Origin of the sequence: Shinella zoogloeoides (assembly GCF_030733845.1) — a bacterium.
Taxonomy (GTDB): domain Bacteria; phylum Pseudomonadota; class Alphaproteobacteria; order Rhizobiales; family Rhizobiaceae; genus Shinella; species Shinella zoogloeoides_C.
Map to the genome: position 1 here is coordinate 2492776 of NZ_CP132311.1, position 25764 is coordinate 2518539.

General features: G+C 65.1%; 30 protein-coding genes. 9 read left to right on the plus strand and 21 right to left on the minus strand.

Features of this window, described 5'->3' with window-relative positions:
- Positions 1 to 5 precede the first annotated feature (5 nt).
- The gene (locus Q9316_RS13340; RefSeq protein ID WP_306032090.1) at positions 6 to 920 is read left to right on the plus strand and encodes a sugar kinase; all 915 of its coding nucleotides are present in this window, start codon (positions 6 to 8) and stop codon (positions 918 to 920) included.
- Positions 921 to 932: 12 nt separating this feature from the next.
- Here Q9316_RS13340 and der read toward each other — a convergent pair whose 3' ends face one another.
- From der to Q9316_RS13355, 3 genes are all read right to left on the minus strand, one after another.
- Positions 933 to 2363: a ribosome biogenesis GTPase Der gene (gene der, locus Q9316_RS13345; protein ID WP_306032091.1), complete on the minus strand. Its 1431-nt coding sequence runs from the start codon at positions 2361 to 2363 to the stop codon at positions 933 to 935.
- A gap of 37 nt (positions 2364 to 2400) precedes the next feature.
- Entirely contained in the window at positions 2401 to 3072 is a 672-nt protein-coding gene (locus Q9316_RS13350) for a tetratricopeptide repeat protein (protein ID WP_306032092.1), read from the minus strand.
- Positions 3073 to 3199: 127 nt separating this feature from the next.
- Entirely contained in the window at positions 3200 to 3784 is a 585-nt protein-coding gene (locus tag Q9316_RS13355; RefSeq protein WP_306032093.1) for an NnrU family protein, read from the minus strand.
- A gap of 140 nt (positions 3785 to 3924) precedes the next feature.
- Between Q9316_RS13355 and Q9316_RS13360 the strand changes: the two genes are divergently transcribed.
- Positions 3925 to 4938: a polysaccharide deacetylase gene (locus Q9316_RS13360; RefSeq protein ID WP_306032094.1), complete on the plus strand. Its 1014-nt coding sequence runs from the start codon at positions 3925 to 3927 to the stop codon at positions 4936 to 4938.
- A 27-nt stretch (positions 4939 to 4965) separates the two neighbouring features.
- Here Q9316_RS13360 and sbmA read toward each other — a convergent pair whose 3' ends face one another.
- The 11 genes from sbmA to glpK form a co-directional block, all read right to left on the minus strand.
- Complete coding sequence (gene sbmA, locus Q9316_RS13365) at positions 4966 to 6231, minus strand: peptide antibiotic transporter SbmA (RefSeq protein WP_306032095.1); 1266 nt, start codon at positions 6229 to 6231, stop codon at positions 4966 to 4968.
- A gap of 95 nt (positions 6232 to 6326) precedes the next feature.
- Positions 6327 to 7514 carry a YbfB/YjiJ family MFS transporter gene (locus tag Q9316_RS13370; protein ID WP_306032096.1) on the minus strand — a complete coding sequence of 396 codons (1188 nt, stop codon included), beginning with the start codon at positions 7512 to 7514 and terminating at the stop codon, positions 6327 to 6329.
- A gap of 74 nt (positions 7515 to 7588) precedes the next feature.
- The gene (gene map / locus Q9316_RS13375; RefSeq protein ID WP_306032097.1) at positions 7589 to 8341 is read right to left on the minus strand and encodes a type I methionyl aminopeptidase; all 753 of its coding nucleotides are present in this window, start codon (positions 8339 to 8341) and stop codon (positions 7589 to 7591) included.
- A 46-nt stretch (positions 8342 to 8387) separates the two neighbouring features.
- Positions 8388 to 9446, minus strand: a complete 1059-nt coding sequence (locus tag Q9316_RS13380) for an LLM class flavin-dependent oxidoreductase (protein ID WP_306032098.1) — start codon at positions 9444 to 9446, stop codon at positions 8388 to 8390.
- Positions 9447 to 9544: 98 nt separating this feature from the next.
- Complete coding sequence (locus Q9316_RS13385; protein WP_306032099.1) at positions 9545 to 9850, minus strand: type II toxin-antitoxin system RelE/ParE family toxin; 306 nt, start codon at positions 9848 to 9850, stop codon at positions 9545 to 9547.
- Positions 9851 to 9852: 2 nt separating this feature from the next.
- Positions 9853 to 10128 carry a ribbon-helix-helix domain-containing protein gene (locus Q9316_RS13390; RefSeq protein ID WP_306032100.1) on the minus strand — a complete coding sequence of 92 codons (276 nt, stop codon included), beginning with the start codon at positions 10126 to 10128 and terminating at the stop codon, positions 9853 to 9855.
- 110 nt (positions 10129 to 10238) lie between these two features.
- Complete coding sequence (locus tag Q9316_RS13395) at positions 10239 to 10724, minus strand: SRPBCC family protein (RefSeq protein WP_306032101.1); 486 nt, start codon at positions 10722 to 10724, stop codon at positions 10239 to 10241.
- 80 nt (positions 10725 to 10804) lie between these two features.
- On the minus strand, positions 10805 to 12061 hold the full coding sequence (locus Q9316_RS13400; RefSeq protein ID WP_306032102.1) for an RNA polymerase sigma factor: 1257 nt from the start codon (positions 12059 to 12061) through the stop codon (positions 10805 to 10807).
- Positions 12058 to 12432, minus strand: coding sequence for a YciI family protein (locus Q9316_RS13405; RefSeq protein WP_306032103.1), 375 nt, complete (start codon positions 12430 to 12432; stop codon positions 12058 to 12060). The genes Q9316_RS13400 and Q9316_RS13405 overlap by 4 nt, the downstream gene beginning before the upstream one ends.
- A gap of 96 nt (positions 12433 to 12528) precedes the next feature.
- Positions 12529 to 12747, minus strand: coding sequence for a hypothetical protein (locus Q9316_RS13410; protein WP_306032104.1), 219 nt, complete (start codon positions 12745 to 12747; stop codon positions 12529 to 12531).
- A gap of 244 nt (positions 12748 to 12991) precedes the next feature.
- The gene (gene glpK / locus Q9316_RS13415; protein ID WP_306032105.1) at positions 12992 to 14485 is read right to left on the minus strand and encodes a glycerol kinase GlpK; all 1494 of its coding nucleotides are present in this window, start codon (positions 14483 to 14485) and stop codon (positions 12992 to 12994) included.
- Between the two features lie 198 nt (positions 14486 to 14683).
- On the opposite strand from glpK, the gene Q9316_RS13420 reads away from it, so the two are divergent.
- Positions 14684 to 15457, plus strand: coding sequence for a 3-hydroxybutyrate dehydrogenase (locus Q9316_RS13420; protein ID WP_306032106.1), 774 nt, complete (start codon positions 14684 to 14686; stop codon positions 15455 to 15457).
- Positions 15458 to 15510: 53 nt separating this feature from the next.
- Positions 15511 to 16332: a xanthine dehydrogenase accessory protein XdhC gene (gene xdhC / locus Q9316_RS13425; RefSeq protein WP_306032107.1), complete on the plus strand. Its 822-nt coding sequence runs from the start codon at positions 15511 to 15513 to the stop codon at positions 16330 to 16332.
- Here xdhC and Q9316_RS13430 read toward each other — a convergent pair.
- Positions 16329 to 16505, minus strand: a complete 177-nt coding sequence (locus tag Q9316_RS13430) for a hypothetical protein (RefSeq protein WP_306032108.1) — start codon at positions 16503 to 16505, stop codon at positions 16329 to 16331. The genes xdhC and Q9316_RS13430 overlap by 4 nt on opposite strands.
- Before the next feature lie 100 nt (positions 16506 to 16605).
- Here Q9316_RS13430 and Q9316_RS13435 point away from each other — a divergent pair, with 100 nt between their 5' ends.
- Entirely contained in the window at positions 16606 to 17499 is an 894-nt protein-coding gene (locus Q9316_RS13435; RefSeq protein WP_306032109.1) for a LysR substrate-binding domain-containing protein, read from the plus strand.
- Positions 17500 to 17590: 91 nt separating this feature from the next.
- The gene (locus Q9316_RS13440; RefSeq protein WP_306032110.1) at positions 17591 to 18643 is read left to right on the plus strand and encodes a D-alanyl-D-alanine carboxypeptidase family protein; all 1053 of its coding nucleotides are present in this window, start codon (positions 17591 to 17593) and stop codon (positions 18641 to 18643) included.
- 26 nt (positions 18644 to 18669) lie between these two features.
- Here the strand turns inward: Q9316_RS13440 and Q9316_RS13445 are convergent, their stop codons facing one another.
- The gene (locus Q9316_RS13445) at positions 18670 to 19479 is read right to left on the minus strand and encodes an aminoglycoside phosphotransferase family protein (RefSeq protein ID WP_306035296.1); all 810 of its coding nucleotides are present in this window, start codon (positions 19477 to 19479) and stop codon (positions 18670 to 18672) included.
- A gap of 187 nt (positions 19480 to 19666) precedes the next feature.
- Between Q9316_RS13445 and guaD the strand changes: the two genes are divergently transcribed.
- Positions 19667 to 20974, plus strand: coding sequence for a guanine deaminase (gene guaD / locus Q9316_RS13450; RefSeq protein WP_306032111.1), 1308 nt, complete (start codon positions 19667 to 19669; stop codon positions 20972 to 20974).
- On the opposite strand, the gene uraH is transcribed toward guaD, so the two are convergent.
- The 4 genes from uraH to puuE are packed head-to-tail and all read right to left on the minus strand — an operon-like array spanning position 20971 to position 23314.
- Complete coding sequence (gene uraH, locus Q9316_RS13455; protein WP_306032112.1) at positions 20971 to 21333, minus strand: hydroxyisourate hydrolase; 363 nt, start codon at positions 21331 to 21333, stop codon at positions 20971 to 20973. The two genes, guaD and uraH, sit on opposite strands and share 4 nt — an antisense overlap.
- 8 nt (positions 21334 to 21341) lie before the next feature.
- Positions 21342 to 21836 (minus strand): ureidoglycolate lyase, encoded by a 495-nt coding sequence (locus tag Q9316_RS13460; RefSeq protein WP_306032113.1) that lies wholly within the window; start codon positions 21834 to 21836, stop codon positions 21342 to 21344.
- A gap of 51 nt (positions 21837 to 21887) precedes the next feature.
- Positions 21888 to 22385 (minus strand): 2-oxo-4-hydroxy-4-carboxy-5-ureidoimidazoline decarboxylase, encoded by a 498-nt coding sequence (gene uraD, locus Q9316_RS13465; protein ID WP_306032114.1) that lies wholly within the window; start codon positions 22383 to 22385, stop codon positions 21888 to 21890.
- Positions 22382 to 23314 (minus strand): allantoinase PuuE, encoded by a 933-nt coding sequence (gene puuE / locus Q9316_RS13470; protein WP_306032115.1) that lies wholly within the window; start codon positions 23312 to 23314, stop codon positions 22382 to 22384. The genes uraD and puuE overlap by 4 nt, the downstream gene beginning before the upstream one ends.
- A gap of 136 nt (positions 23315 to 23450) precedes the next feature.
- Between puuE and Q9316_RS13475 the strand changes: the two genes are divergently transcribed.
- Positions 23451 to 23825 (plus strand): PRC-barrel domain-containing protein, encoded by a 375-nt coding sequence (locus Q9316_RS13475; protein ID WP_306032116.1) that lies wholly within the window; start codon positions 23451 to 23453, stop codon positions 23823 to 23825.
- Positions 23826 to 23832: 7 nt separating this feature from the next.
- Here Q9316_RS13475 and Q9316_RS13480 read toward each other — a convergent pair whose 3' ends face one another.
- The gene (locus Q9316_RS13480; RefSeq protein WP_306032117.1) at positions 23833 to 25011 is read right to left on the minus strand and encodes an NAD(P)/FAD-dependent oxidoreductase; all 1179 of its coding nucleotides are present in this window, start codon (positions 25009 to 25011) and stop codon (positions 23833 to 23835) included.
- Between Q9316_RS13480 and mnmD the strand changes: the two genes are divergently transcribed.
- Complete coding sequence (mnmD, locus tag Q9316_RS13485; protein WP_306032118.1) at positions 25010 to 25732, plus strand: tRNA (5-methylaminomethyl-2-thiouridine)(34)-methyltransferase MnmD; 723 nt, start codon at positions 25010 to 25012, stop codon at positions 25730 to 25732. The genes Q9316_RS13480 and mnmD overlap by 2 nt on opposite strands.
- The last annotated feature ends 32 nt before the right edge of the window (positions 25733 to 25764 follow it).

Below are 25764 nucleotides of genomic sequence, written 5' to 3' on the forward strand. Positions count from 1 at the left end.
CGGGCATGGCGGGACGGCTGCTGGCGATCGGCGAATGCATGGTGGAACTGATGCAGGCCGATGGCGGCCTGATGCGCAAGAGCTTCGCCGGCGACACGTTCAACACCGCCTACTACGCCCGGCAGTTCCTGCCTGCCGACTGGAGCGTGGACTACCTTTCCGCCGTCGGCACGGACATGATCTCCGACGAAATGCTCGCCTTCATGCAGAGCCATGACGTCGGCATCGACCATGTCGCGCGGATCGAGGGCCGCTCGCCCGGCCTCTACATGATCCACCTCAAGGACGGCGAGCGCAGCTTCTCCTACTGGCGCTCCGTCTCGGCGGCAAAACTCCTCGCCCGCGACGGCGACCGACTGCGCAGCGCCATCGAAGCTTCGGATATCGTCGTCTTCTCCGGCATCACGCTGGCCATCCTGCCGGCGGAGGATATCGAGACCCTGCTCGCCGAGCTGCGCCGCGCCAGGGCCGCCGGCAAGCGCGTCGTCTTCGATCCCAACATCCGCCCGCGCCTGTGGGACGATGCGGAATACATGCGCGCGACGATCACCGAGGGTGCCCGCGCCGCCACGCTGGTCATGCCTAGCCTCGACGACGAGACCACCCATTTCGGCGACGCCTCGCTGGAGGAAACCATCGCGCGCTACCGCGCGCTCGGCGTCGAGGATCTGGTGGTGAAGGACGGCAGCGAGGGCGCAACGCTCGTCTTCGGCGACAAGCGCAGCCACGTTCCCTCGGCGAAGGTCGAGACGGTCATCGATACGACCAGCGCCGGCGATAGTTTCAACGGCGCGTTCCTCGCCCGCCTGGCGACGGGCGCAAGCCCTGAAGAGGCAGCCCGCTTTGCGGCCGACGTCGCGGCCGCCGTCATCCAGCACCATGGCGCGCTGGTGGCTAGGGACAAGCTTGCGAAGGAATGAGCGGAGGCGCGATCAGCGCTTCTTCTTCGCCCGCCCCGCGAACGGATTGTCCGACGCCCTGAAGTGGATGCGGATCGGCACGCCCGGCAGGTTGAAATCGTTGCGCAGGCCGTTGGTGAGATAGCGGATATAGGATTCCGGCAGCGCATCCGGCCGCGTGCAGGAGATCATGAAGCCCGGCGGACGGGCCTTCACCTGCGTCATGTATTTCAGCCTCAGGCGGCGGCCGGAGACGGCCGGCGGCGGATGCTGCGTCTGCTGCGCATCCAGCCAGCGATTGAGCTTGGCGGTGGAGATGCGGCGGTTCCAGGTGCGGTCCGTGTCGATGACGGCCTGCATGAGTTTGTCGAGGCCGCGGCCCGTCTGACCGGAGACCGGCACGGCACGGATGCCGCGCGCCTGCGGCAGCAGCCGGTCGGTCTTCTCGCGAAGCTCGGCGAGCACGGCCTGCGGGTCATCGATCAGGTCCCACTTGTTGAAGGCGAGCACGGCGGCGCGGCCCTCGCGCAGCACGAGATCGACGATCTGCAGGTCCTGCTTTTCGAAGGGAATGGTGGAATCGAAGACGATGACCACCGTCTCGGCAAAGCGGATGGCCCGCAGGCCGTCTGCGACGGAGAGCTTTTCCAGCTTCTCCTGCACCTTGGCCTTGCGGCGCATGCCGGCGGTGTCGAACATCTTGATCGTGCGGCCCTTCCAGTCCCATTCGACGGAAATGGAATCGCGCGTGATGCCGGCCTCCGGCCCTGTCAGCAACCGGTCCTCGCCGAGGAAGCGGTTGATCAGCGTGGACTTGCCGGCATTCGGGCGGCCGACGATAGCGACGCGCAGCGGCTTCGTCTCGTCATATTCAGGCTCGTAGTCTTCGTCCTCTTCGGCGCCCTCGGCCATCTCGGCGCGCACGTCGATATCGGTGACGGCCTCGTCGTCCTCGGGATAGGCCCGCTCCTCGCCGATGGCGGCGACGATGGCGTCGCGCAGGTCCAGCATGCCCTGGCCGTGCTCGGCGGAAATCGGTGTCGGCTCGCCGAGGCCGAGCGTGTAGGCATCGTAGAAGCCGCCGTCGGAGCCACGGGCTTCCGACTTGTTGGCGACGAGCACCACCGGCTTGCCCTTGCGGCGCAGCATGTCGGCCAGCGCCTGGTCCACCGGCGTCAGGCCCATCTTTGCGTCGACCACGAAGAGCGACAGGTCGGCCTCGTCGATGGCCGCTTCCGTCTGCGCGCGCATGCGGCCCTGCAGCGTGTCCGGCGCCGCCTCTTCGAGGCCGGCCGTATCGACGATGCGGAATTTCAGGTCGATCAGGCGCGCGTCGCCCGGCCGGCGGTCACGGGTCACGCCGGGCGTGTCGTCGACGAGCGCGAGCTTCTTGCCCACGAGCCTGTTGAACAGGGTGGACTTGCCGACATTGGGGCGTCCGACAATGGCGACGGTGAAGCTCATGGATATGTTCCGTTGTAGTGACCCGGCGAAAACCGGATCAGGAGGACAGCTTGCCGCTTGCCGCGATCAGGTCAAGCAGCATCTGCGCCCGGTTGGCGACGTTGCGCGGGCTCTCGGTGTCGTTGAGGATGGCGTCGAACCATTCCTTGGCGCGCGCATAGTCCTCGTGCTTGTAGGCGGAAAGGCCGAGAACCTCGCGGGCCGAATGGCGCAGCGCGCTCTGCGGCGTCGCAAGCTGTTCGGCTTCGGCGGAAACCTGGTCGTAGGTTCCGGTATCGACCAGCAGGTAGGCCGCGCGCAGGCGGGCCGCATCGCGCAGCGCCTGCGGCACCGACGTATCCTTGGCGATGACCGTGAAGGCGTTGACCGCGCCCTGGGCGTCGGTTTCGGCCAGCAGCGAGGCAGAGCGCATGCGAGCGAGCACCGGATAGGAGCCGAAGCCGTCCTTCTCGAGATCGGTCAGCGCTGCCAGCGCCTCGTCCTTCTTGCCTTCGCGGGCAAGGGTAAGCGCTGCGAGGAACTTGTCGCCGGCGGCCGAAGCCTCGCCGTCGCGCCAGTAATCGTAGCCGACCTTGCCGATCGTGCCGAGAACGACCAGCACGGCGGCGCCGATCAGGACACGGCCGAAACGCTTCCAGACCAGACGCATCTGGTCGGAACGAAGTTCCTCGTTCACCTCGCGGATAAAGCTGTCGTCCTGATGTACCATTCCCTGCCCGGCTCTTGCTGACGATTGGAGTTCGCGCCTTCTACCCCATTTTGGCGGCGTTGTAAGGGGGCAGGCGCGAAAAGCCCCAAGATCGGGCAGTCATCGGGCCGGCATCAGGCAAAGCCGATCACGGCAGCGGCGCGACGCCGATCAGCCATTCGTGCAGCTTGAAGACGATGACGGCGTAGAGCGCGAGGCCGACGACGACGGAAATCAGGTCGTATTTCGCCGAGACGAAGACCGGCAGCCTGGTTTCGCCCGCCGCGATGCGCTTCTTCAGCGTGATGCGCAGGATGACCGCCCAGGCGAGGATCGTCACGAACAGCAGCACGGAATAGCTCTCGCCGTTGGCGAGCAGGTGCGCGAAGGCCCAGATCTTGATGGCGACGAGCATCGGGAACTTCAGCTTCGTGCGGATATGGCCGGCCGGCAGGAAACCGGCGACGAGACAGATCGAGGCGATCATCATCAGCGTCAGCGCGATATGCGCCATGAAGGTCGGCGGGAAATAGAGCATCTCGCCGCCGTTCTCGCGCGCGTCGACAAAGCCGTAGGCGATGAGCACGAGGCTTGCGAGCGACACGATGCCATGGACCGCCATCCAGCCCGGCTTGCCGAGCGCGGCAATGCCCGCATTACGCAGGCCCGGTGCGAAGGGCCGCAGGAGATGGGTGACGATGAAGAGAACGAGACCGGCGATGAGCAACGTCATGGAAATGCCTCTTGGAAAAATCTTCGGTCCGCGACCGCTGACACTGGAATATCGGGGACGGCCAGACAATTCCAGCCCGATCAAAGGATTGCCGCATTCGGAATCGATGAGAGACCCTTTGCAAATTGTCGCGGGTGGCCATGTTGTCTTCATTTTCGTCTCGAATTTTCCTCCTCCCCCTTGCCGCCCTGCTGGCGGCAGGCCCGGCACTCGCCAAGGACGACGCCATCGGGACGGCGAAACGAAAACAGCTCATCATCGTCTCCTTCGACGGCGCGCACGACAACCTGCTCTGGGAGAAGAGCCGCGCCATGGCCAAGCGCACCGGCGCGCATTTCACCTATTTCCTCTCCTGCACCTTCCTGTTTCCCAAGGACGAGCGCGCCAAGTACCAGGCGCCGCATGAAAAGCGTGGCCGCTCAAATGTCGGCTTTTCGCAGGACAAGGATGAGACGATCCTGCGGCTCGGCGAGATCTGGCTGGCCAAGCTCGAAGGCCATGACATCGGCAGCCATGCCTGCGGCCATTTCGACGGCGGCAAGTGGAGCGCGGAAGACTGGAAGGCGGAATTCGCCTTCTTCCGCGATTCGCTGCGGAACGGCTGGCAGAATGCCGGCGTCGGCGAGCGCGAGCCGGCCGACTGGCAGCGTTTCGTGTCAGAAGACATCAAGGGGTTCCGCGCGCCCTACCTTTCGGCCGGCAGCGGCCTCGTCAAGGCGCTGGAGGCGGAAGGCTTCACCTATGATGCCAGCCTCGTCACCAAGGGACCGGCCATGCCGGTCGCCAGCGGAGAGATCGCCCGCTTCGGCCTGCCGCTCGTGCCGGAAGGCGCCTCGCAGCGCCCGGTCATCGCGATGGACTACAATCTCTATGTCCGCCATTCCAAGGGCAAGGAAAAGCCGGAAAAGAGCGCCGCCTTCGAGGAAAGCACGCTCAAAGCCTACCGCGACGCCTTCGCCGGACAGTATGACGGCGAGCGCATCCCGCTCCAGCTCGGCTTCCATTTCGTCGAGATGAATGCCGGCGCCTATTGGCGCGCGCTCGACCGCTTCCTGACGGAAACCTGCGGCAAGGCGGATGTCGCCTGCGTCAGCTATGCCGAAGCGCTGGACATTCTCGTAAAGGAAAAGAGGGCGGCTGGCGCCGCCCTCTGATCCTCATTTCCTGCGGCGAACATCGGCTTAGCGCGCCAACTCCTCGTTGCCGCCGACCTCGATGAACTGCTTGTCGATGCTCGGCAGTTCCTGGCCTTCGATTGCCGCCTCGAAGGCCTTCAGACGCTTGAAGATCGACTGAAGCTCAATGATCGTCGACCAGGAATTCACGAGATACTGGAACGAGCTCGAGACCTGCCCGAAGGCCGTCAGGATCTGCTGCAGGATACCGTAGGTGATCTTGCCGGTGACGATGGTCGGCACGAGGATGAAGTAGACGAAGAGATTGTCCGCCTGGATGTAGAACATGCGGGCGACGTTGAAATAGAGATAGTGGAAATAAAGGCGGAAGTAGTTCGCGCGGACATTGTCGAAGAGTTCGCGCACCGTCGGCGGCTGGGCCTTGGTCTCGTCGTCTTCACCATAGACGAGCTCCTTACGATAGGCCGCCTCGACGCGCTGGTTGCGGAATTCCAGGCCCGGCAGCTTGATCCCCACGAAGGCAAGCAGGAACGTGCCGAAGGCCGACCAGAGGATCGCCGCCCAGAACAATGCGTGGGGTATCTCGCCGACGATCGGCAGAGGGCCGATATGCACCGAGAGCGCAAAGAGCACCGGGAGGAAGGCAATCAGCGTCATCACCGCATCGATCAGGCTGACGCCGAGGCCTTCGGTGATCGTGGCGAAACGCATCGTGTCTTCCTGCACGCGCTGCGAGGCGCCTTCGATGTGGCGCACGCGCGGCCAGAGCGACATGTAGTAGTTGTTCATCGCCGTACGCCAGCGGAAGACGTAGTGGCTGACGAAGAAGCGCGTCATGACGTAGACGAAGACGCTGATGAAGGCGATCTGGCAGAAGATCAGCATCAGGTCGAAGAAGTTCTGCGAGGTGACGCCGCCCGTGCCCTGCAGCGCGTTCTGCAGCGTATCGCCGAAAGGCCGGCGCCAGTTGTTGATGGCGAGCGAGACCTGCACGCTGAAATAGGTCGAGAAGATGATGAAGGCCGAGCCCCAGATCGACCAGTTGGTCCAGGGATGGTCCTTCGCCTTGATCTGCCAGAACAGGCCGAAGAGCCCGGTGCAGATGAGGAAGTAGAGATAGAACCAGATATTGTCGGGCGTCACGAAATAGCCGAGGCCGACCGGAGGCTCGGTGCCGGCCGGAAGCGGCGGCAGGCCGAGCACCGCGCCGAAATCGGCGCCGACCGTGTACCAGACCGCGATGGCGAGCAGTGTCCAGACGACGAGGGAGGAAAAGAACAGCTTCGGCTGCGGGAAGAAGGCGTGGAACAAGGTGCGAAACTCTCGTTTGCATGGGGCAGCAGCGCCGCCGGTTCGCGCCGAACCTAGAGGAGTTTGCGCATCGCAACAATCGCCGGCTGCCCGGATTACCGAGATTTAATGGAGAGTGCGCCGCCCAGCACGGTGATGGCCGCGGCGAGCAGAAGGATGCCGGCGGCCGCAAGGCTCGGCAGCACGTAGTTTCCCGTCCGCGCCGCCAGGAAGCCCGCGCCGAGCGGCCCGATGATCTGCCCCACGCCGAAAGCCGCCGTCATCAGCGCCAGTACCTGGCGCGGGCTTTCGCTGGCGAGAACCCGCCCGAGCTGCAAGCCGTATGCGGTGACGACGATGAAGGTGACGCCGAGCAGCGCGCCGCCGATGAGCGCCGACCAGGGAAAGGGCAGCAGCACCGTCGCCGCCACGCCGACCGTCTCCACCAGGATCGCCGCGAGATAGGCGACCGCCACGCCGTAGCGCCGATCCACCGGTTTCCACGCGACCAGCGAGATCGCCGCCGCGGCCCCGGTGACGAGCCAGGTGAGGCATTCGAGGAACGGGCTTTCGGCCCCCTCCCGCGCGATGGCGACGATGAAGGTGGCGGTGACGACATAGCCGATGCCGAAGAGGCCGTAGCTCAGCGTCAGCGCCGCGAGCGGCCGCGTCCAGACGATCGGCGGCTCGCGCACTGCCGATGCATGTCCCTCCGGGCGCGGCAGCAGCCAGGCGACGACGGCAAGGCCGATGGCGCCGAGCAGCGCGCCGGCCAGCCAGTCGACCCGCCAGGCGGCGATGGCCGGGAACTCAACCAGCGACAGCAGGTAGACAAGCACGGCCGAGACCGCGATGCCGCTGCCGACCCCGGAAAAATGCGCCCGCTGCACCCCGGAATCCTGATGGCGAAGGCCGATGGACAGCACGATGCCGGAGGTGAAGATCATGGCGAAGGCGCTGGCAAGGCCGGCGAGGAAACGCACGACCGAGAGCGCCGCGACGCCGGAGAGAAGTCCCATGGCGAGAAGCAGGAGCACGGTCGCGCCGAGCGCGCCTATCGCAAGGCGCCGCTCGTGGCCGGCCGCCCAGCCATAGGCGGCAAGCACCGCGCCGACGAGGTAGCCCGCGAAATTCGCCGCGGCGATGATGCCGGCATCGGCGGCGTCCAGCCCGAGGCCGGCCATCATGCCCGGCAGGACCGGCGTATAGAAGAAGCGGCCGAGACCCATGGCGACGGCCATGGCCAGCGCACCGGCGATGGCCGCCCGGACAGGCTCGCGCGACAGGAAGGTGCGTTGCGTCATGCCGCGACCATTGCACTGCAACATGACCGCGGCAAACGACATTTCTTGATCGATGGATCAGCCCCGGTGAAGGCTCAGCCCGGCAGCGTCACGACCAGCGGGCCGTTGCGCGTGGCGACGACCGTGTGCTCGAACTGCACCGTGGGCGCGCTCGGCTCGCTGTAGAGCGTCCATTCGTCCCTGTCGCCACCCTCGGCCCAGTTGGCGCCGAGCGACAGGAACGGCTCTACCGTGAAGACGAGGCCTTCCGTCATGCGGCGCTTTTCCTGCGGATCGGGCCAGGTGGCGATTTCCGTCGGCTCCTCGTGAAGCGAGCGGCCGACGCCGTGGCTGGCGAGGTTGGCGATCAGCGTATAGCGGTTCTTGCGGGCGAATTCGCCGATGGCGTTGCCGACCTGCGCGAGCGGCTTTCCGGCCTTCACTTCCTTGAGGCCGACCCAGAGCGCGCGCTTGCCGTCGCGGCAAAGCCGCTCCACCGCCGGCACCGAGCGCCCGACGGTGAACGAGGCGCCGGTATCGGCGAAATAGCCGTTGAGCTCGGCGGACACGTCGATGTTGACGAGATCGCCCTCCTTGATCACCCGCTCGCCCGGAATGCCGTGCGCCACCTCTTCATTGACGGAAATGCAGGTCGCGCCCGGAAAGTTGTAGCAGCTCTCCGGCGCGGACCGCGCACCCGCCGCTTCCAGCATGCGCCGGCCGATCAGATCGAGCTCCGCCGTCGTCATGCCCGGCTGGATGGCGGTCGACATGTGCTGCAGCACATTGGCGCAAATCCGGCCGATCGCCTTGAGGCCATTGAGGTCTTCGTCGTTTCCGAGGGTCATCGCATCTCTCTTTCGCCGGGCGTCCTATCATGTCCACGCCGCGCTGTCAGGCGGAAGCGACCGCCTCCGGCCTGGTTTCCGCCAGCATCTCGCGCACCAGCGGCGCGACCTTGGTGCCGTAAAGCTCGATGCCGCGCAAAATATGGTCGTGCGGCATCGGGCCGATCGCCATCTGCAGGAGGAAACGATCGTTGCGGAAGATCTTCTGGTGCGAAACGATCTTCCGCGCCACCGTTTCCGGGTCGCCGAGGAAGAGATGGCCGTTCGGACCGATGGACTGGTCGAACTGCGCCCGGCTCGTCGGCCCCCAGCCGCGCTCGCGGCCGATGCGGTTCATCACCTCGGCCTGCGGCCCGTAGAAGGCATCGGCCGCGGCTTCCGTCGTCTCGGCGATGAAACCGTGCACGTTGATGCTGGTCTTCAGCCTCGCCTCGTCCTGCCCCGCGCGGCGCGCCGCTTCGCGGTAGAGGTCGAAGAGCGGCGCATAGCGCGACGGCGTGCCGCCGATGATCGCGAGTGCCAGCGGCAGGCCGTAGGCCCCTGCCCGCGCCACCGATTGCGGCGTGCCGCCGACGGCGATCCAGATCGGCAGCCTGCCATGGGCCGGACGCGGATAGACGGCAAGTCCCGGCAACGGCGCGCGCATCGTGCCGTTCCACGAGACCGTTTCGCTTTCGTTGAGGGCAAGCAGCAGGTCCAGCTTCTCTTCGAAGAGCTGGTCGTAATCGTCGAGCGCATAGCCGAAGAGCGGGAAGGACTCGATGAAGGAGCCGCGCCCCGCCATGATCTCCGCCCGGCCGCCCGAGAGAAGATCGACCGTCGAGAACTGCTGGAAGACACGCACCGGATCGTCCGACGACAGCACCGTCACCGCGCTCGTCAACTTGATATTCTTCGTGCGCGCGGCGGCGGCCGCCAGCACGACGGCCGGCGCAGAGGCCGCATAGTCGGCCCTGTGGTGCTCGCCGAGCCCGAAGACGTCGAGCCCCACCTGATCGGCAAGCTCGATTTCTTCCAGCAGGTCCTTCAGGCGCCGCTCCCCTTCCCGCCCCTTGTCGGCGGCATTGGGATCGACATCGGCAAAGGTATAGAGGCCAAGTTCCATGGGATGTTCCAGATGAGAGAGGTTTTCCCTGAAATATGGCTGGTGGCGACGGCTTGAAAGGGGCCGTCGGGAAACAGTGTGTTCAGGAACACCGCACGTTAAGGCGCCTCGTCTCCGGGCAGAAACTGCCGCCCGCCATAGAGCACGCGGTCGAAGACGACCCTTTCGCCAGCAATGTGGAAGGCCAGCGTCACCCTTTTCTCGAAACCGACCAGCCGTAATCCCGGCAGGATATCATCCCTGGCGATGCCACGTTGCGGGAACTGCTCGAAGCCGAGGCAGAACGCCTCTATGCGTTCGATATAGGCCAGGGCACGCGCAGCACCGGATTGCCCGGCAATGAAGTCGTAAAGTTTCAGAAGGTCATCCCGCGCCTCGGGTGAGAAATGGACGCTATACCGCACGCTCAGGTCTCATGCCGCGATCGGTGGTGCCGGCGAATATCGTCGAAAACATCCTTCGCAGGGATCGCCCGTTGCGGATTAGCCTGCATGGCAAGCACGACAGGAACGACATCCTGGGCGAGCCAGCGCTCGACCGCGATATCCCGCTCCCGCAATGCCCTCAGACCCGCGCGGATCACTTCGCTCCCGCTTGCAAACGCACCGCTTGCGACGAGTTCGTCGATGTAATCGGATTGCTCCCGGGGAAGGCTGAATGTGCGTTTCTCGGCAGGTGCCATATCCCGACCTCCACTCGACGGTATGAAGCTTTCATACCACACTATTCACCTCATGCCAAACAGGCCAGACGATGGGAATCGAACATCGAGTGCCCATCGTCCTTGGCCGCTCAGAGCTTCGACGCCACCGCTTCGAGCTGCGTCGCCACCTGCCCCCAGCCTTCGTGGAAACCCATCTTCTCGTGCGTCTCGCAGTCCTCCACGCTCCAGTGGCGGGCGATGGCGGTGTAGCGGGTCTTGCCGTCGCCGAGATCGTCGAAGAGGATTTCGGCGCTGAAGAAGGCCTTTTCCGTCGGCTTCCAGTCCGGGCCGAAGGCATCGGTGGTGATGATGCGCCTATCCTTCTCAACCTTCAGGAAGACGCCGGTCGAATCCATGTGGAAGCCGTCCGGGCCGGTCATGACGGTGCGGAACTTTCCGCCGTCGCGCGCCTCGATCTCGATGACCGGCGTTTCATACGGCTTCGGCGCAAACCATTGCGTCATCAGTTCCGGCGTCGTCCAGGCCTTGAAGAGCTGGGCGGGCGTGGCGTTCAGCACGCGGGTCAGCACCAGTTCGCGGTTGTTGGCGGGCTTGATTTCGGTCATCTCGGTCATGTCTGTCTCCTCGAAAAGTGTTTTTGGCGGGTTCATGGCAAGGACGTCGGGGCCGCAGCCGATCCGACATATCCTGCCGGTTATTTTTCAGCCGCGGCCATTTCGCGCTGCACGCTGTCGAGATGCTGGCGGATATGGGCGGCCTCGGCCGGCGACGTGGCGAGCGCGATGGCGCGGTCGAACGCCTCATGCGCTTCGCGGTAGCGGCCGAGCTGCTTCAGGAGGCCGCCGCGCAGGCCGTGGAAATAGAAATAGCCATCGAGCTTGCCCGCCAGCGGCTCGACGAGCGCCAGCGCCGCCTCCGGCCCCTCCCGCTTGGAAACGGCGACGGCCCGGTTGAGCCGTACCACCGGCGAAGGCTGGATGCGTTCGAGCGTCTGGTAGAGCAGGTCGATCTCAAGCCAGTCCGTCTCAGCCGCCGTCGCGGCACGGGCGTGCAGCGCGGCGATCGCCGCCTGGATCTGGAACGGGCCGGGCGCGCGATGGCGGATCGCCTTGTCGATGAGCACCAGCGCCTCGTCGATCAGCGGCCGGTCCCAGAGCGAGCGGTCCTGATCCTCCAGCAGCACGATCTGGCCATCCTTGTCGAAGCGGGCGTCGAGGCGCGAATGCTGGATGAGCATCAGCGCCGTCAGCCCCATGATCTCCGGCTCGGCGGGGAAAAGCGCCAGCAGCAGCCGCGCGAGCCGGATCGCCTCCGCGCAGAATGGTGTATCCGCTTTGTCGGGCGCGCCGGCCGAATAGCCCTCATTGAAGACGAGATAGAGCATCGCGGCGACGAGGCCGAGCCGCTCGGCCCGCGCCACGGCGTCCGGCGTCTCGAAGGGAATGCCGGCGGCGCCGACCTTCGCCTTGGCGCGGGTGATGCGCTGCTCCATCGCCGCCTCCGAAACGAGGAAGGCCCGCGCAATCTGCCGGACCGAGAGGCCGGAGACGATGCGTAGCGCCAGCGCGATCTGCTGCGTCGCCGGCAGGTCCGGATGGCAGCAGACGAAGAGCAGGCGCAGGATGTCGTCACGGTAATGCGCGCCGTCCAGCCGGTCCGCGAGGTCGTCTTCCCTGTCTTCGAGGTCGGACAGCACCTCCTCGGACGGAAGCGGCTGGAGCTTTGCGCGCTTGCGCACTTGGTCAATGCCGCTGTTGCGGCCGACGAAGATGAGCCAGGCTGCCGGATCGCGCGGCGGGCCCTTGTCGGGCCAGGTCTTCAGCGCGCGCAGGCAGGCTTCCTGAAAAGCCTCCTCCGCCATGTCGAGGTCACGGAAATAGCGCAGCAGCGCCCCCATGGCCTGCGGCCGCGCCGACGTCAGTGCCAGATCGATCCAGGCAAGGTCTGTCATGTTATGGGTACTCCCGGATTGAAGAACTGCAACGGCCGGATTTCGTAGGTGCCGTTTGCCGGATTGGCGGCGGAAAGCTCGCGCGCGAAGGTGATCGCTTCCTCCAGCGTTTCCGCCTCGAGCACGAAGAACCCGAGGAACTGTTCCTTAGTCTCGGCAAAGGGCCCGTCCATGACGATATGGTCCATCACGCCCTTGCGCACGGTGACGGCCGCCGTCGTCGGCATCAGCCGCGCGACCGGTCCCAGCTTGCCGGCCTCGGCATAACGCTGGTTGACCGCGCCGAGATCGGCCATGACCTTGTCGTCAAGCTCCTTGCTCCAGGCGTTGACTTCACTTTCGGCGTCGTAACAAAGAACGGCATACAGCATGGTGAACTCCCGTTGGCTGAAAGACGTAGGAGTAGCGTCTCAGCCGACAGCGTGCACCGGAATATTTTCGATTTTTGGGTGAAGACCCCCACCGGGTCAGATCTTGAACACGTCGTCCTGCCAGAACACGATGACATAGCCGCCCTCGGGCTCGGCTTCATCCGCCCAGGCCTGCAATTGCGAGCGATAGGGCTCGCGCCGCCAGATGTCCGGATGATCGACGTCGACCAGCACCGTGATCTGCGGCCCCTGCCGGTAGACCATCATGTGCGAGCGCGACGGCTCCCAGACCTCGCCGAGACTTGCATCGGTCATCCAGAGGCACAGGAAATCGCGACAGACCGATGGCCGGTCCGCATAGATCGAACAGCCCTTTCCCTCGATGCAATGGCTGCACCAGGCATTTGCCGGCTTCTCGAACAGATCGATTTCTGGCAGCCGGCAACAGAGCGTGCAGGTACCGCATGATCGCCCCGCGACAATGGTCGAAGATGGTTGCATGCGCGACCCAATAGCATCCGCAGGCACGGTGCAGAAGGGCAATCGGATTGGTGTATCCCTATCCCGCGCTCAGCGTCCGCCGCACCGCGTCCTTCCAGCCCCTGATCTTCACCGCGCGGGTCTTTTCGTCCATCTTCGGCTCGAAACGCGTATCGCGCGCCCAGGACTTGGCAAAACCCTTGCGGTCTGGCCACACGCCGGCGCGCTGGCCGGCGAGCCAGGCGGCGCCGAGGGCGGTCGTCTCCAGAATGGTCGGGCGGTCGACGGGCGCGTCGAGGATGTCGGCGAGGCGCTGCATGGTCCAGTCGGAAGCGACCATGCCGCCGTCGACGCGCAGCACCGTTTCCTTGCCGTTGCTGCGCCAGTCCTTGTGCATGGCGTCGAGCAGGTCGCGCGTCTGGTAGCAGACCGCCTCCAGCGCCGCGCGGGCGAATTCCGCCGGCCCCGTGTTGCGCGTCATACCATAGATCGCGGCGCGCGCCTCCGGGTCCCAATGCGGCGCGCCGAGTCCGGTGAAGGCGGGCACGAGGTAGACGTTCTGCGTCGGGTCGGCTTTCGCGGCGAGGTCGCCGGTGTCGGGCGCCGCCTTGATCACCTTCAGCCCATCGCGCAGCCATTGCACCGCCGCGCCGGCGATGAAGATCGAGCCCTCCAGCGCATAGGTCGTTTCGCCGTCGAGCCGGTAGGCGATGGTGGTGAGCAGGCGGTTCTTGGAGCGCACCATGTCGGGGCCGGTGTTGAGCAGCGCGAAGCAACCGGTGCCGTAGGTGGATTTCATCATGCCCGGCTCGAAGCAGGCCTGGCCGATGGTGGCGGCCTGCTGGTCGCCGGCAACGCCGAGGATCGGGATTTCCGCGCCGAACAGGGCTTTTTCCGTCACGCCGAAATCGGCCGCGCAATCCAGCACCTCGGGCAGCATGGCCTGCGGTACCCGCAGAATATCGAGAAGCTCGTCGTCCCAGTCGTTCGCCGCGATGTTGTACATCAGCGTGCGGCTGGCATTGGTGGCGTCGGTGACGTGCGACCTGCCGCCCGTCAGCCGCCAGATCAGGAACGTGTCGATCGTGCCGAAGCAGAGTTCGCCCTTCGCGCCCCGCGCCCGCGCGCCCTTCACGTTGGAGAGCATCCAGGAGAGCTTCGTGCCGGAGAAATAGGGATCGAGCAGCAGGCCGGTCTTCCTGGTGAAGGTTTTTTCGAGGTCCTGCCGCTTCAGCTTCTCGCAGTAGGAGGCGGTGCGGCGATCCTGCCAGACGATGGCGTTGTGAATCGGCTTGCCGCTCTCGCGCTCCCAGACGACGACCGTCTCGCGCTGGTTGGTTATGCCGATGGCGGAAATGTCGGACGCCTTGACGTCGGCCTTCTTCAGCGCGGCCTTGACCGACCAGACGACGCTTTCCCAGATTTCCTCCGGATCGTGCTCGACCCAGCCGGATTGCGGAAAAATCTGCGTGAATTCCTTCTGGCCGGAGCCGACGACCTTCTGTTTGCCGTCGAAGACGATCGCCCGGCTCGAGGTCGTGCCCTGATCGATCGCGAGAACATATCCGCCCATCATTTCCTCCCCATCGGATGGCCTCTCCCAGCCCCTTCGGAATCTTCAATACGAGACCAAAACGAATGTCAAAGGAAAATAAAACGCAAATCCTGCTTTGCCCTCAGCGGGACTGTACCGCGCGTAAAACGCAATTGTCATCGCTTGAGTTTTAGGCGTAGGCTGCCGCAACGCAGCATATCGGGAGAGACAGAGAACATGAAGAGCGTCGTCGTCACCGGCTCCACCAGCGGCATTGGCCTTGCCATCGCCAGCGCCTTCGCGGAAAGCGGCGCCAACGTCGTCATCAACGGCTTTGGCCCGGCAGACGAGATCGAGGCGACCCGCGCCAGGCTGGAGGGCCTCGGCAAGGGCCGCGTGCTCTATCATCCGGCCGACATGACGAAGCCGCATGAAATCGCCGATCTCATCCAGACGGCGGTCGAGGAGTTCGACGGGGTCGATATCCTCGTCAACAATGCCGGCATCCAGCATGTCGAGAAGATCGAGGATTTCCCTGTCGAGAAGTGGGACCAGATCATCGCGATCAACCTCTCCAGCTCCTTCCACACCATTCGCGCCGCCGTGCCGCACATGAAGCGCAAGGGCTGGGGCCGCATCATCAACGTCGCCTCCGCGCACGGCCTCGTCGCCTCGCCGTTCAAGGGAGCCTATGTGGCGGCCAAGCACGGCATTATGGGCCTCACCAAGACCGTCGCGCTGGAAGTGGCCGAGAACGGCATCACCGCCAACGCCATCTGCCCCGGCTACGTGCTGACACCGCTCGTCGAAAAGCAGATCCCCGATACCGCCAAGGCCCGCGGCATCAGCGAGGCGCAGGTGAAAAGCGATGTCATGCTGAAATTCCAGCCGACCAAGGAATTCGTCGGCACCGACGAGGTCGCCGCCATCGCCCTGTTCCTCGCCTCGGATGCGGCAAAGTCGATCAACGGCACCCATATCTCCGTCGATGGCGGCTGGACCGCCCAATAAGGCGCTCGCGCCGCCGGTGGATCGCCGGCGGCCGGACGCGCAAGAAGGATGAGATGAACTTTCTGCAGGACAGTCTCGAGGGCTTTCTGGCCCGAGAACACCGCGTCGTCATCGTCGACGTCACCGCCACCAGGGGCTCCGCGCCGCGCGATGAAGGCACGTTCATGCTGGTGGCGCCGACCGAAATCCGTGGCACGATCGGCGGCGGCCAGCTCGAATATTTGGCGATCGAGAACGCCCGCAAGTTGCTGGCGGATGCCGGCGGCGAGGCGAAGCTCGACATTCCGCTCGGCCCCGAGATCGGCCAGTGTTGCGGCGGCCGCGTCGAGCTCGCCTTCACCTTCGCGGATGAAGAGGCCCGCAACGCACTCGATGCGCGCCTCGCCGAGGAAGAGCGCCGCAAGCCGCAGGTCTGGATATTCGGCGCCGGCCATGTCGGGCGGGCGCTCGCCGAGGCGATGACCCTGCTGCCGCTCAACGTTTTCGTCGTCGAGGCGCGCGAGAGCGAACTCGACCAGCTCACCTCCGAAGTGCACCACCGGCTGAGCGCCATGCCGGAATCGCTGATCGCCGATATTCCGTCCGGTTCGGCGGTCGTCATCGTCACCCATGACCACGCGCTCGATTTCCTGATCGGACAGGCGGCGCTCGCCCGCACCGACCTTGCCTATATCGGCATGGTCGGCTCGAAATCGAAGCGCGGAAGCTTCCTGCACCATATCGAGGAAGAGGGCGTGGACCGCGCGGTGGCCGACCGGCTGGTCCTGCCGATCGGCGGCACGGCGGTCGGCGACAAGCGGCCGGAGGTCATCGCGGCGATGACCACCTCCGAGGTGCTGCTCGCCTTCGCCGCATGGCAGGCCGAACAGGCCTAGCGGCCGTCGAGAAAGCCGAGATCGCGCTTCAGATGATCGGAGAGCTCGCGCGGGTCGAGCCGTGGAAGACGCCGTACCGTCCGGCGGCGAAAGGCCATAGAGAGCTTATGCCAGAGGCTCGGCTCTCGAAACTGCAGGGCGCCCATTGGCGCCTGATCGACGATACATGTCATGGCTAAACCTCATAAATCCCATCCATTGCTTGCAGAGTGCGCCGGAAAATGATGGAATTCCAATCGAACCTTCGTCTGCATGCATAAAGAGAACTTGGTCATGAAGATGTCGCGCAATTTTCCGCTCAATGCGCTTCGCGTCTTCGAGGCGGCCGCCCGGCAGGGCAGCTTCACGCGCGCCGGCGACGAGCTGGGCATGACGCAGACCGCCGTCAGCTACCAGGTCAAGCTGCTGGAGGAGACGCTTGGCGAGACACTGTTCCTGCGCCAGCCGCGGCAGGTCATTCTCAGCGAGGCCGGCGAGCGCCTTGCGCCCAAGGTTGCCGAAGGGCTCGCCAAGCTCGCCGAAGCGGTGGCAGACCTGCGCGGGGCGAGCGAACAGAAGCTGCACATCCACTCGACGCCCACCTTCGCCACGCAATGGCTGAGCCGCACGCTCGGCGACTTCCAGCTCAAGCATCCGAACATCGCCGTCCGGCTCTCCACCTCGCAGGAGGTGATCGACTTTGCCCGTGAAGAAGCGGATGTCTCGATCCGCTGGGGCAAGGGCGACTGGCCGGGCCTGGAATGCCACCGCGTCATGCGCATGGACTTCGCGCCCATGCTGAGCCCGGCGCTCGCCGAGACGATCGGCGGTATCCACGAGCCGGCCGACCTCCTGAAACTGACGATCATCAGCCCGCCGGACATCTGGTGGCGCACCTGGTTTTCCGCCGCCGGCATCGACAACCCGAACCTCGAGCGTTTCCCCCCGAACGAACTCGGCATCCAGACCATCGACGCACAGGTGGCCATGGCCGGCCAGGGGGTCGCGATCCTCAATCCCGGCCATTTCCGCGAAGAGGTCGCCGCGGGCCTGCTCTACCAGCCGTTCGAACTCACCTGCAACGACGGCCGCGACTACTGGCTCGCCTATCCGGAAAACCGCCGCAACATCCAGAAGGTCCGCGCGTTCCGCGACTGGATCCTCGCCACGATGCCAAAAGAGGTCTAGCGCCGGGCCCCCGCTCATTGTCGCACCTGCAGCAAACGCTTGCGCTTCCACAACGCATGATGTCATTAGGACGCTTCTCCGGAGACTGCCCATGACCACAAACACAACGGCCGGACGGCCATGGAAAAGATTGGCGTTGCTCGCATCGCTTTTCCTGTATGCACCGGCCCATGCGACGCCCGTGCTCGTCGTCGATGCCGAAAGCCATCAGGTGCTTTATCAGGAGGATGCCGGCGCGCCCTGGTATCCGGCCTCCACGACCAAGCTCATGACGGCGTTCGTCGTGTTCGAAGCCCTCCGCGCCGGCGAAGTGAACATGACGACCCCCGTCACCATGACCCGCAACGCGACAAAACAGGCCTTTCTCGAATCCGGCCTGACCTTCGGGCGGACGATGACGCTGGAAGACGCGCTCTTCGCCATGCTCACCGCCTCGGCGAACGACGTCGCCGTCGCGCTGGCGGAAGCCGTGGGTTCCGACGAGAAATCCTTCGTAAAGCGCATGAACGAAGCGGCAACCCGCCTCGGGTTGACGGGTACCCATTTTGCCAATCCGAACGGCCTGTCGGACCCAAAGAACTACACGACTGCCCGCGACCTCGCGATCCTCGGCATGGAGGTGGACCGCCTGTTCCCCGAACATCGCCGCTTCTTCCAGGCCTCGGCCGTCACGATCGACGGCAAGGAGATCAAGTCCAACAACCTGCTGCTGACCCGCTTCAGCGGCACGATCGGCATGAAGACCGGTTTCATCTGCGCCTCCGGGCGCAATATCGTCGCGCTGGCCACGCGCAATGCGCGGCGCGTGATGGTCGTCATCCTGGGCGCGACGACGGAACGCGAGCGCAACGAACGCTCCGCGCAATATTTCACGCAGGCCTTCGACGGCCGCCTGCCTTCCGGCGCGGGGCCGGTGGAGAATCTGAAAAACCGCACCGGTGTCGCGCCGGAGGACATGCGCGTTCGCCTGTGCACCGACAAGAGCGCCGCCTACGAGGCGAGCCGCGACGCGCTCTATCCGATGGGCTTGCCGGGACATGACTCCTACCTGCGGGACCAGATACCCGGCCAGGTCCGCGCGATCAGCACATGGGCCGATGAAAACGTGGTGGATGTGCCGATACCCAAGGGACGTCCTTCATAGCCACTGGCTGAAAGGCTTTACCGGGATCACAGAGCGAGCTGGGCGGCCGCGAGTTCGGCAACCGCGCGGTTGATCGGCGCCGGATCGCCGTCCTCGATAAACCACGCCCATGACAGCCCGCACCAGGCAAGTATCCACAGCAGCAGGCGCTCCCTGTCCAGCGACGCGGCCTCGCACACGACGGCGAGCCGGCGGGCAAACCGCTGTGGATCGGTCGCCACCGGAATGCGCGCATCGGACAGGTCGGGGTTCGTGAAAATATTGGCGAAGTCGAAACCCCGCTCGCCGTGCAGGCCCTTGGGATCGATCGCCAGCCAGCCGCGATCGCCGAAATCCAGCACGTTTTCGTGGTGAAGGTCGCCATGCAGGACGACGATGTCTTTCGGTGTGGCCAACAGCAGGTCGGCCGCTTTCGCGCAGCGTTCGAGAATCCCGCCATGCGTCCTTGCCGCGGGTTCCAGCGCACGGAAAATCTGCGCGAGCGGGACGAGATCCGGCAGCGGCTGCCGCCGCGGCGCATGCAGCCGCCATGCCGTGGCGCAGAGGATGCGGCATGCCTCCTCGTCCCTGCCCGCCCGCGCCATCTGCGAGAGCGATTGCTCCCCGTCGGCACGCTCCATCAGCAGGGCCTCGCCCGCATGGGCAAGGACGGGCGCGGCTCCCACGCCAGCCCACCACGCCATCAGGGAACCGCCGCGGCGCTCCTCGTCCGCCCGCGCCAGCTTCAGCATGGCCTTCCTGCCGGCTTGCCTTACCGGCAGAAGGCTGCTGGTATGCGTCTCGATCGGATCGCCATCCGGCACCAGATGCCAGCGATGCAGATATGGTTCAAACATGGAGTCCATATAGGGCGCTTTCGACGCGTTGTAATGCCTTGGGGCGCCTTGGCAATTTGGCGATTGCCCTTCATGCCGGCGGGATCTATCTGCAGGCGGGTCGCCCGACCGGTAACCGGCCCGGCCACCGGCAAGCGCGCGCCCGCATCACCGTTTGGCTCCAAACCGTCGCAGAAGGAAGACCGCCATGACCGAAACCCTGATCCGCGGACGCCTGCTCTCCTTCCTCCGACGTCCCGAATCGATCGACGATGCCGCAAGCTACCGCTACGAGGAGGATGGCGGCCTGCTGGTGGTGGACGGCCGGATCGTCGCCGTCGGCTCCTATGCCGCCGTGCGCGCCGAGGCGCGCGACGACGCGGAAGAGATCGACCACCGCCCGCACCTCATCCTGCCGGGCCTCATCGACACGCACCTGCACTTCCCGCAGATGCAGGTCATCGGCTCCTATGCCGCAAACCTGCTCGAATGGCTGAACACCTATACCTTCCCGGAGGAATGCCGCTTCGTCGAAAGCGAGCACGCCGCCCGCATCGCCCGCCATTTCTACGACGAGATGATCCGCCACGGCACCACGACGGCGGTTGCCTATTGCTCCGTGCACAAGACCTCGGCCGACGCCTATTTCGCGGAGGCCCTGAAGCGCGGCATGTGCATGGTCGGCGGCAAGGTGATGATGGACCGCAACGCCCCGCAGGGCCTGCAGGACACGCCGGAAATGGGCTATGACGAGACCCGCGCGGTGATCGCCGAATGGCACGGCAAGGGCCGCAACCACGTCGCCATCACGCCGCGCTTCGCCATCACCTCGACGCCGGCCCAGATGGAGATGGCCGCCGCCCTCGCCCGCGAATTTCCCGATCTCCACATCCAGACGCACCTGTCGGAAAACCACGACGAGATCCGCTTCACCGGCGAACTCTACCCGGATGCGATCGACTATACCGACGTCTATGCGAAATACGGCCTGCTCGGCCCGAAAAGCCTGTTCGGCCACTGCATCCATCTGTCGGATCGCGAGGCGGACGCCATGAGCGAGGCCGGCGCGGTGGCGGTGCACTGCCCGACCTCCAACCTCTTCCTCGGCTCCGGCCTCTTCCCGCTGAAAAGCCCGTCGCGGCGCGAGAGGCCAGTGCGCATCGGCCTTGCCACCGACATCGGTGGCGGCACCAGCTATTCCATGCTGAAGACGATGGACGAGGCCTACAAGATCCAGCAATTGCTGGGCGAGCGGCTGAACCCGTTCGAGAGCTTCTACCATATGACGCTCGGCAATGCCGAAGCGCTATCCCTGTCGGACCGGATCGGCACGCTGGAAGCCGGCACGGATGCCGACTTCGTGGTGCTCAACGCCGCCGCCACGCCCGCCATGGCGCTGAAGATGGAAGTGGTGCGCTCGCTTACCGACGAACTCTTCCTGCTCCAGACGCTCGGCGACGACCGCGCCGTGCGCGAGACCTATGTGGCGGGCAAGCCGATGAAGGCGATCCTTTAGCTGCCGCGATAGGTCGAGTAGCTATAGGCCGAGAGCAGCAGCGGTACGTGGTAGTGGCTCGACGGATCGGCGACGCCGAAGCGCAGCGGGATGCGGTCGAGGAAGGCCGGCTCGGTGACGGCGGCGCCGCTCGCGCGCAGGTACTCTCCGGCATGGAAGACCAGTTCGTAGGTGCCGGCCATGAAGCCGACGCCTTCGACGAGCGGAGCATCGACACGGCCGTCGTCGTTCGTGACGGCGCTCACGATATGCTGATGCTCCTCGTTCTCGATCCAGTAGAGATCGATCCTGAGGCCCGCGGCGGGCTTGCCGAGTGCGGTATCGAGAACGTGGGTCGTCAGGCGGCCAGTCTTGCTCATGGTTCCTCTCAGGGCTGTTCGATGATGAACGGTGTGTCGAAGAAGGATTCTTCGAGGTTGACGCCGCCGCCCAGACGGTCGACGACGAGGAAATCACTGACGGCACCGACCGCGATCAGCGGATGGTGCCACACGTTGCGGCGGTAGTTCACGCCCTGCCGTCCGCCGGCGCGGAAGACCTGCGGCCGGCCCGGTTTGCCGCCCTCGTCCTCGGCCACCACGACGAGCCAGGGCCGGTCGTCGATCGGCGAGAAGCTCTGGCTGCCGAAGGGATGGCGCTCCATCATGCCGACGGCATAGGGGAAGGCGCGCGGGCTGCCCCGGAAGAGGTTTATGATGACCTTGGCGTCCTCGCCCACGGCTTCGACCTCGGTGAGCGCGTGGTAACGCTCCGTCGTGCCGCCGTTGATATAGCGCATGGAGGCGGGATCGGCCTCGATCACCTTGCCGAAGGGGGCGAAGGCGTCCTGGGTCAGCGGTTGGATCTTCAGTATCTCAGCCATCGGACAGCCCTCCCGGGGAGAGGAAGGGCGGTCGTTGGTAGTCGGGCATCGTCAATCTCCGGGGAGCAGAGCATTCAACCGGAGGAGCGCGATGCGCTCCACCTGGCTTTTCGCGGTTTCGAATTCGTCATCGGTCGAATTGCCGATGCGTCTTTCGAAGGCCGCAAGGATGTCGTCCTTGTCAAGCCCTTTGACCGCAATGATGAAGGGGAAGCCGAATTTTTCCATGTAAGCGGTGTTGAGCTCGGTGAACCGGGCGTGCTCGGCGGGGCTCAGCCGGTCGAGGCCGGCGCCGGCCTGTTCCTTGCGGCTGTCCTCGGTAAGCCCGCCGGCGATCGCCAGCTTGCCGGCAAGGTCCGGATGGGCGGTGAGCACGCCGAGCTGTTCGGCATGGCTCGCCTTGCGGAAGGCGTCCGTCAGCGCGGCATGCACGCCCGCCGCCGTCAGCGGCAGGGCGACGGCACCGGCATCGAGCGCGCGCTCGGCGATGAACGGCGAGTGCTCGAAGACGCCGCCGAAGCGGTCGAGGAAATCGGTGCGGTCGATCATGCGCCCTTGCCTTTCGAGGGGTGGTGGTTCTCGATCCAGTGGCGCGCGATGTCGATGCGGCGCGGAATCCAGACCTTCTCGTGGCCGAGCACGTAATCGACGAAGCGCGCGAGCGCGGCGACGCGGCCCGGCCGGCCGACGAGGCGGCAATGCAGGCCGATGTTCAGCATCTTCGGGCTGCCTTCCTTGCCTTCCTGGTACAGCACGTCGAAGGCGTCCTTCAGATAGTTGAAGAACTGGTCGCCGGCATTGAACCCCTGCGGCGTGGCAAAACGCATGTCGTTGGTTTCGAGCGTATAGGGGATGATCAGGAAGGGCTCGCCGTCGAGGCCCGGCACCCAATAAGGCAGGTCGTCGGCATAAGAATCGGAGGAATAGACGAAGCCGCCCTCCTCCATGACGAGGCGCAGCGTGTTCGACGAGGGCTTGCCCTGGTACATGCCGAGCGGATGGGAACCGGTCAATTCCTTGTGCAGGCGCACCGCCTCGCGGATGTGCTCGCGTTCCTTCTCCTCGGAATAGTCCTTGTATTCCAGCCAGCGGTAGCCGTGACTGGCGATTTCCCAGCCGGCTTCCTTCATGGCGGCCACGGCCTCCGGGTTGCGCGCCATGGCGAGCGTCACGCCATAGACCGTGGTGGTTACGTTGCGGCTGGTGAACAGGCGGTGCAGGCGCCAGAAGCCGGCGCGCGAGCCGTATTCGTAGATCGATTCCATGTTGAGGTTGCGCTGGCCCGGCCAGGGCTGCGCGCCGACGATTTCCGACAGGAGCGATTCCGACGCCGCGTCCCCGTCGAGGATGCAGCTTTCGCCGCCTTCCTCGTAGTTGATCACGAATTGCACGGCGATATTCGCATCGCCCGGCCAGCGGACCTGCGGCGGAGTGCGGCCGTAACCGATCAGGTCGCGCGGAAGAATCTTGTCAGTCATTCGATCACCTCGGGAATGGGCTCAACCGTGCATCGGACGGCCGGAAGTCGAATTGAATCGGGTGCATAACCCCATGCAGAGGAACCAATACCGCCTTGGCCCGTTTCCTGTCCATGACAACCAAGGAGAAACACCTATGGCCATGCAGGACGCAAACATTCGCGAAACCCAGGATCTGATCGCCAGCGACAAGGTCGAAGGCACCAGCGTCTACGGCGCCGATGGCAAGCATATCGGCTCGGTGGAACGCCTTATCCTCGACAAGCGCAGCGGTCATGTCTCCTACGCCGTGCTCAGTTTCGGCGGTTTCCTCGGCATCGGTCACGACCATTATCCGCTGCCCTGGAGCAAGCTGAATTATGACGAAGGCCTCGGCGGTTACCGCGTCGATGTGACGAAGGAGCAGGTCGAGCAGGCACCACACTATGAAAGCGATGCCGAATACGACTGGAACCGCCGCAACGGCAAGGTGATCCACGACTATTACGGCGTGCCGCCGTACTGGATGTGACGAGAGCCTAGATCCGTCCGGCTTCCTTGAAGTGGGCCGCGACGGTGAACGAGGGCGGTACGTCAAGCGTGCCGCCCTTGATTTCGTCCAGCACCGCGCGCGCCAGCGCATGCGCCATGCCGAAGCTTACCTTGAAGCCGCCGGTCATCAGGCTGACATTCGCGTGGTCCGGATGCCGGCCGACCATCGGCTCGCGGCCGATCGCCTTGGGCCGCAGCCCCGCCCAGCGCTCCACGACGGGCGCCTTCGCCAGAACCGGCGCCATATCGCGCGCCTTGTCGATCAGGACATCCAGCAGGACATCCGTGTTCAGGGGGTCGTTAAAGGTGTTCTCGCTGGTACTGCCCACCGCCACGAGGCCGTTTTCATGCGGCAAGATGTAGAGACCATCGGCGAAGATCACCGGCAGGGACGGATCTACCGGCGCTTCGAGCAAGGCCGCCTGCCCTTTCACCGCCATGCCGACCGGCCTGGCAAGCGGTGGATTGAGTGGAGAGAGCAAGGCAAAGGTTTCGACACCGGCCGCCAGCACGCAGTCGGCGAAAACGACGCTGGTGCCGTCATCCAGGCGGGCAAGGCCGGCCGCGGGCTCAAGCGTTTCGATGCCGACGCCTTCGCTGAGCGTCACGTTCGGCATTCTGTCGAGCGCGGCGCGCAGGGCCGCAAGCAGCGAGCGGGGCGCGAGGCGGGCGGCAAGTTGGTCGTGGACCAGTCCATGCGCCATGGCGGCATCCGCCGGCCAACCGGCGACGGGAGCGCCGTCCAGCACCTCAAATGCGAAGGAACGGTCGGGTGTCTTCCATACCGAGAGCGCATCCCGCGCATGGCCGAGGGCGATGTCGCGGTTGTGGGGCTTTGCCAGCGGAATGAGGCGGCCGGAGCGGCGGTAGCCGGCGGAAAGACCCGTTTCGGCCTCAAGCGCGGCGATATCCGTTTCCAGTGAAACCAGCGCCGCGAATTGAAACGCCTTCTTGGCGTTCCAGCGGTCCGGCAGATGCGGCATCAGCGCGCCGAGCACGCCGCCGCTGGCGCCGGCCCCGATCGTCCGCTTTTCGACGAGGCGCACGGATAGGCCGTCGCGCGCCGCGAAAAGCGCGGTCCACAGGCCCATGACCCCGCCGCCGGCGACGAGGAGGTCCACGGCCGGTTGACCGGCGGCCTTCACGCGACTATCGGCATCTGCCATGGCTGATCACGACCCTGAAAATACGCCGCAGACCCAAGCGGTCCTCGACTGGCACGAAGGCGATATGCCCTATTCGCCCGCCTTTGACGACCACTTTTATTGCCGCAGCGACGGCCGGCTGGAATGCGGCCACGTCTTTCTCTCGGGCAACGGGCTGCCGGACCGCTGGCAGCGCGAAGACCCCTTCCGCATCGGCGAACTCGGCTTCGGCACCGGTCTCAATCTCTGCGAGACATGGCGGCAATGGCAGGCGACGGCACCGGGCGGCGCAAGCCTTCATTTCACGTCCTTCGAGCGCTTTCCGATGGCGCGCGCCGATATCGACCGGGCGCTTTCGCACTGGCCGGAGATCGCCCGGGAACGCATGGCGCTGACCGCCCGATGGCCGGACAGGCCGGCAGGCCGCGTCGAGATCGAGCTGGAACCGCGCGTGCGTCTCACCGTCGTCTGCGGCGCCGCGCTCGACAGCCTGGCTGCGGAGATACAGCCCTTCGACGCCTGGTATCTCGACGGATTCGCGCCGTCCCGCAACCCGGACATGTGGTCGGCGGAGCTGATGGCGGCGGTCTTCGGCCTCACCGTTCCCGGCGGACGCTTTGCGACCTATGCGGCGGCCGGCTTCGTGCGGCGCAATCTTGCCGCCGCGGGCTTTGCAGTCGAGCGGCGGCCGGGTTTTGCCGGAAAGCGCGAAATGCTCTGCGGAGAAAAGCAGGCCGCTTGAAGGCTTAGTGCGTGTCAGGTTCAGATTGAATC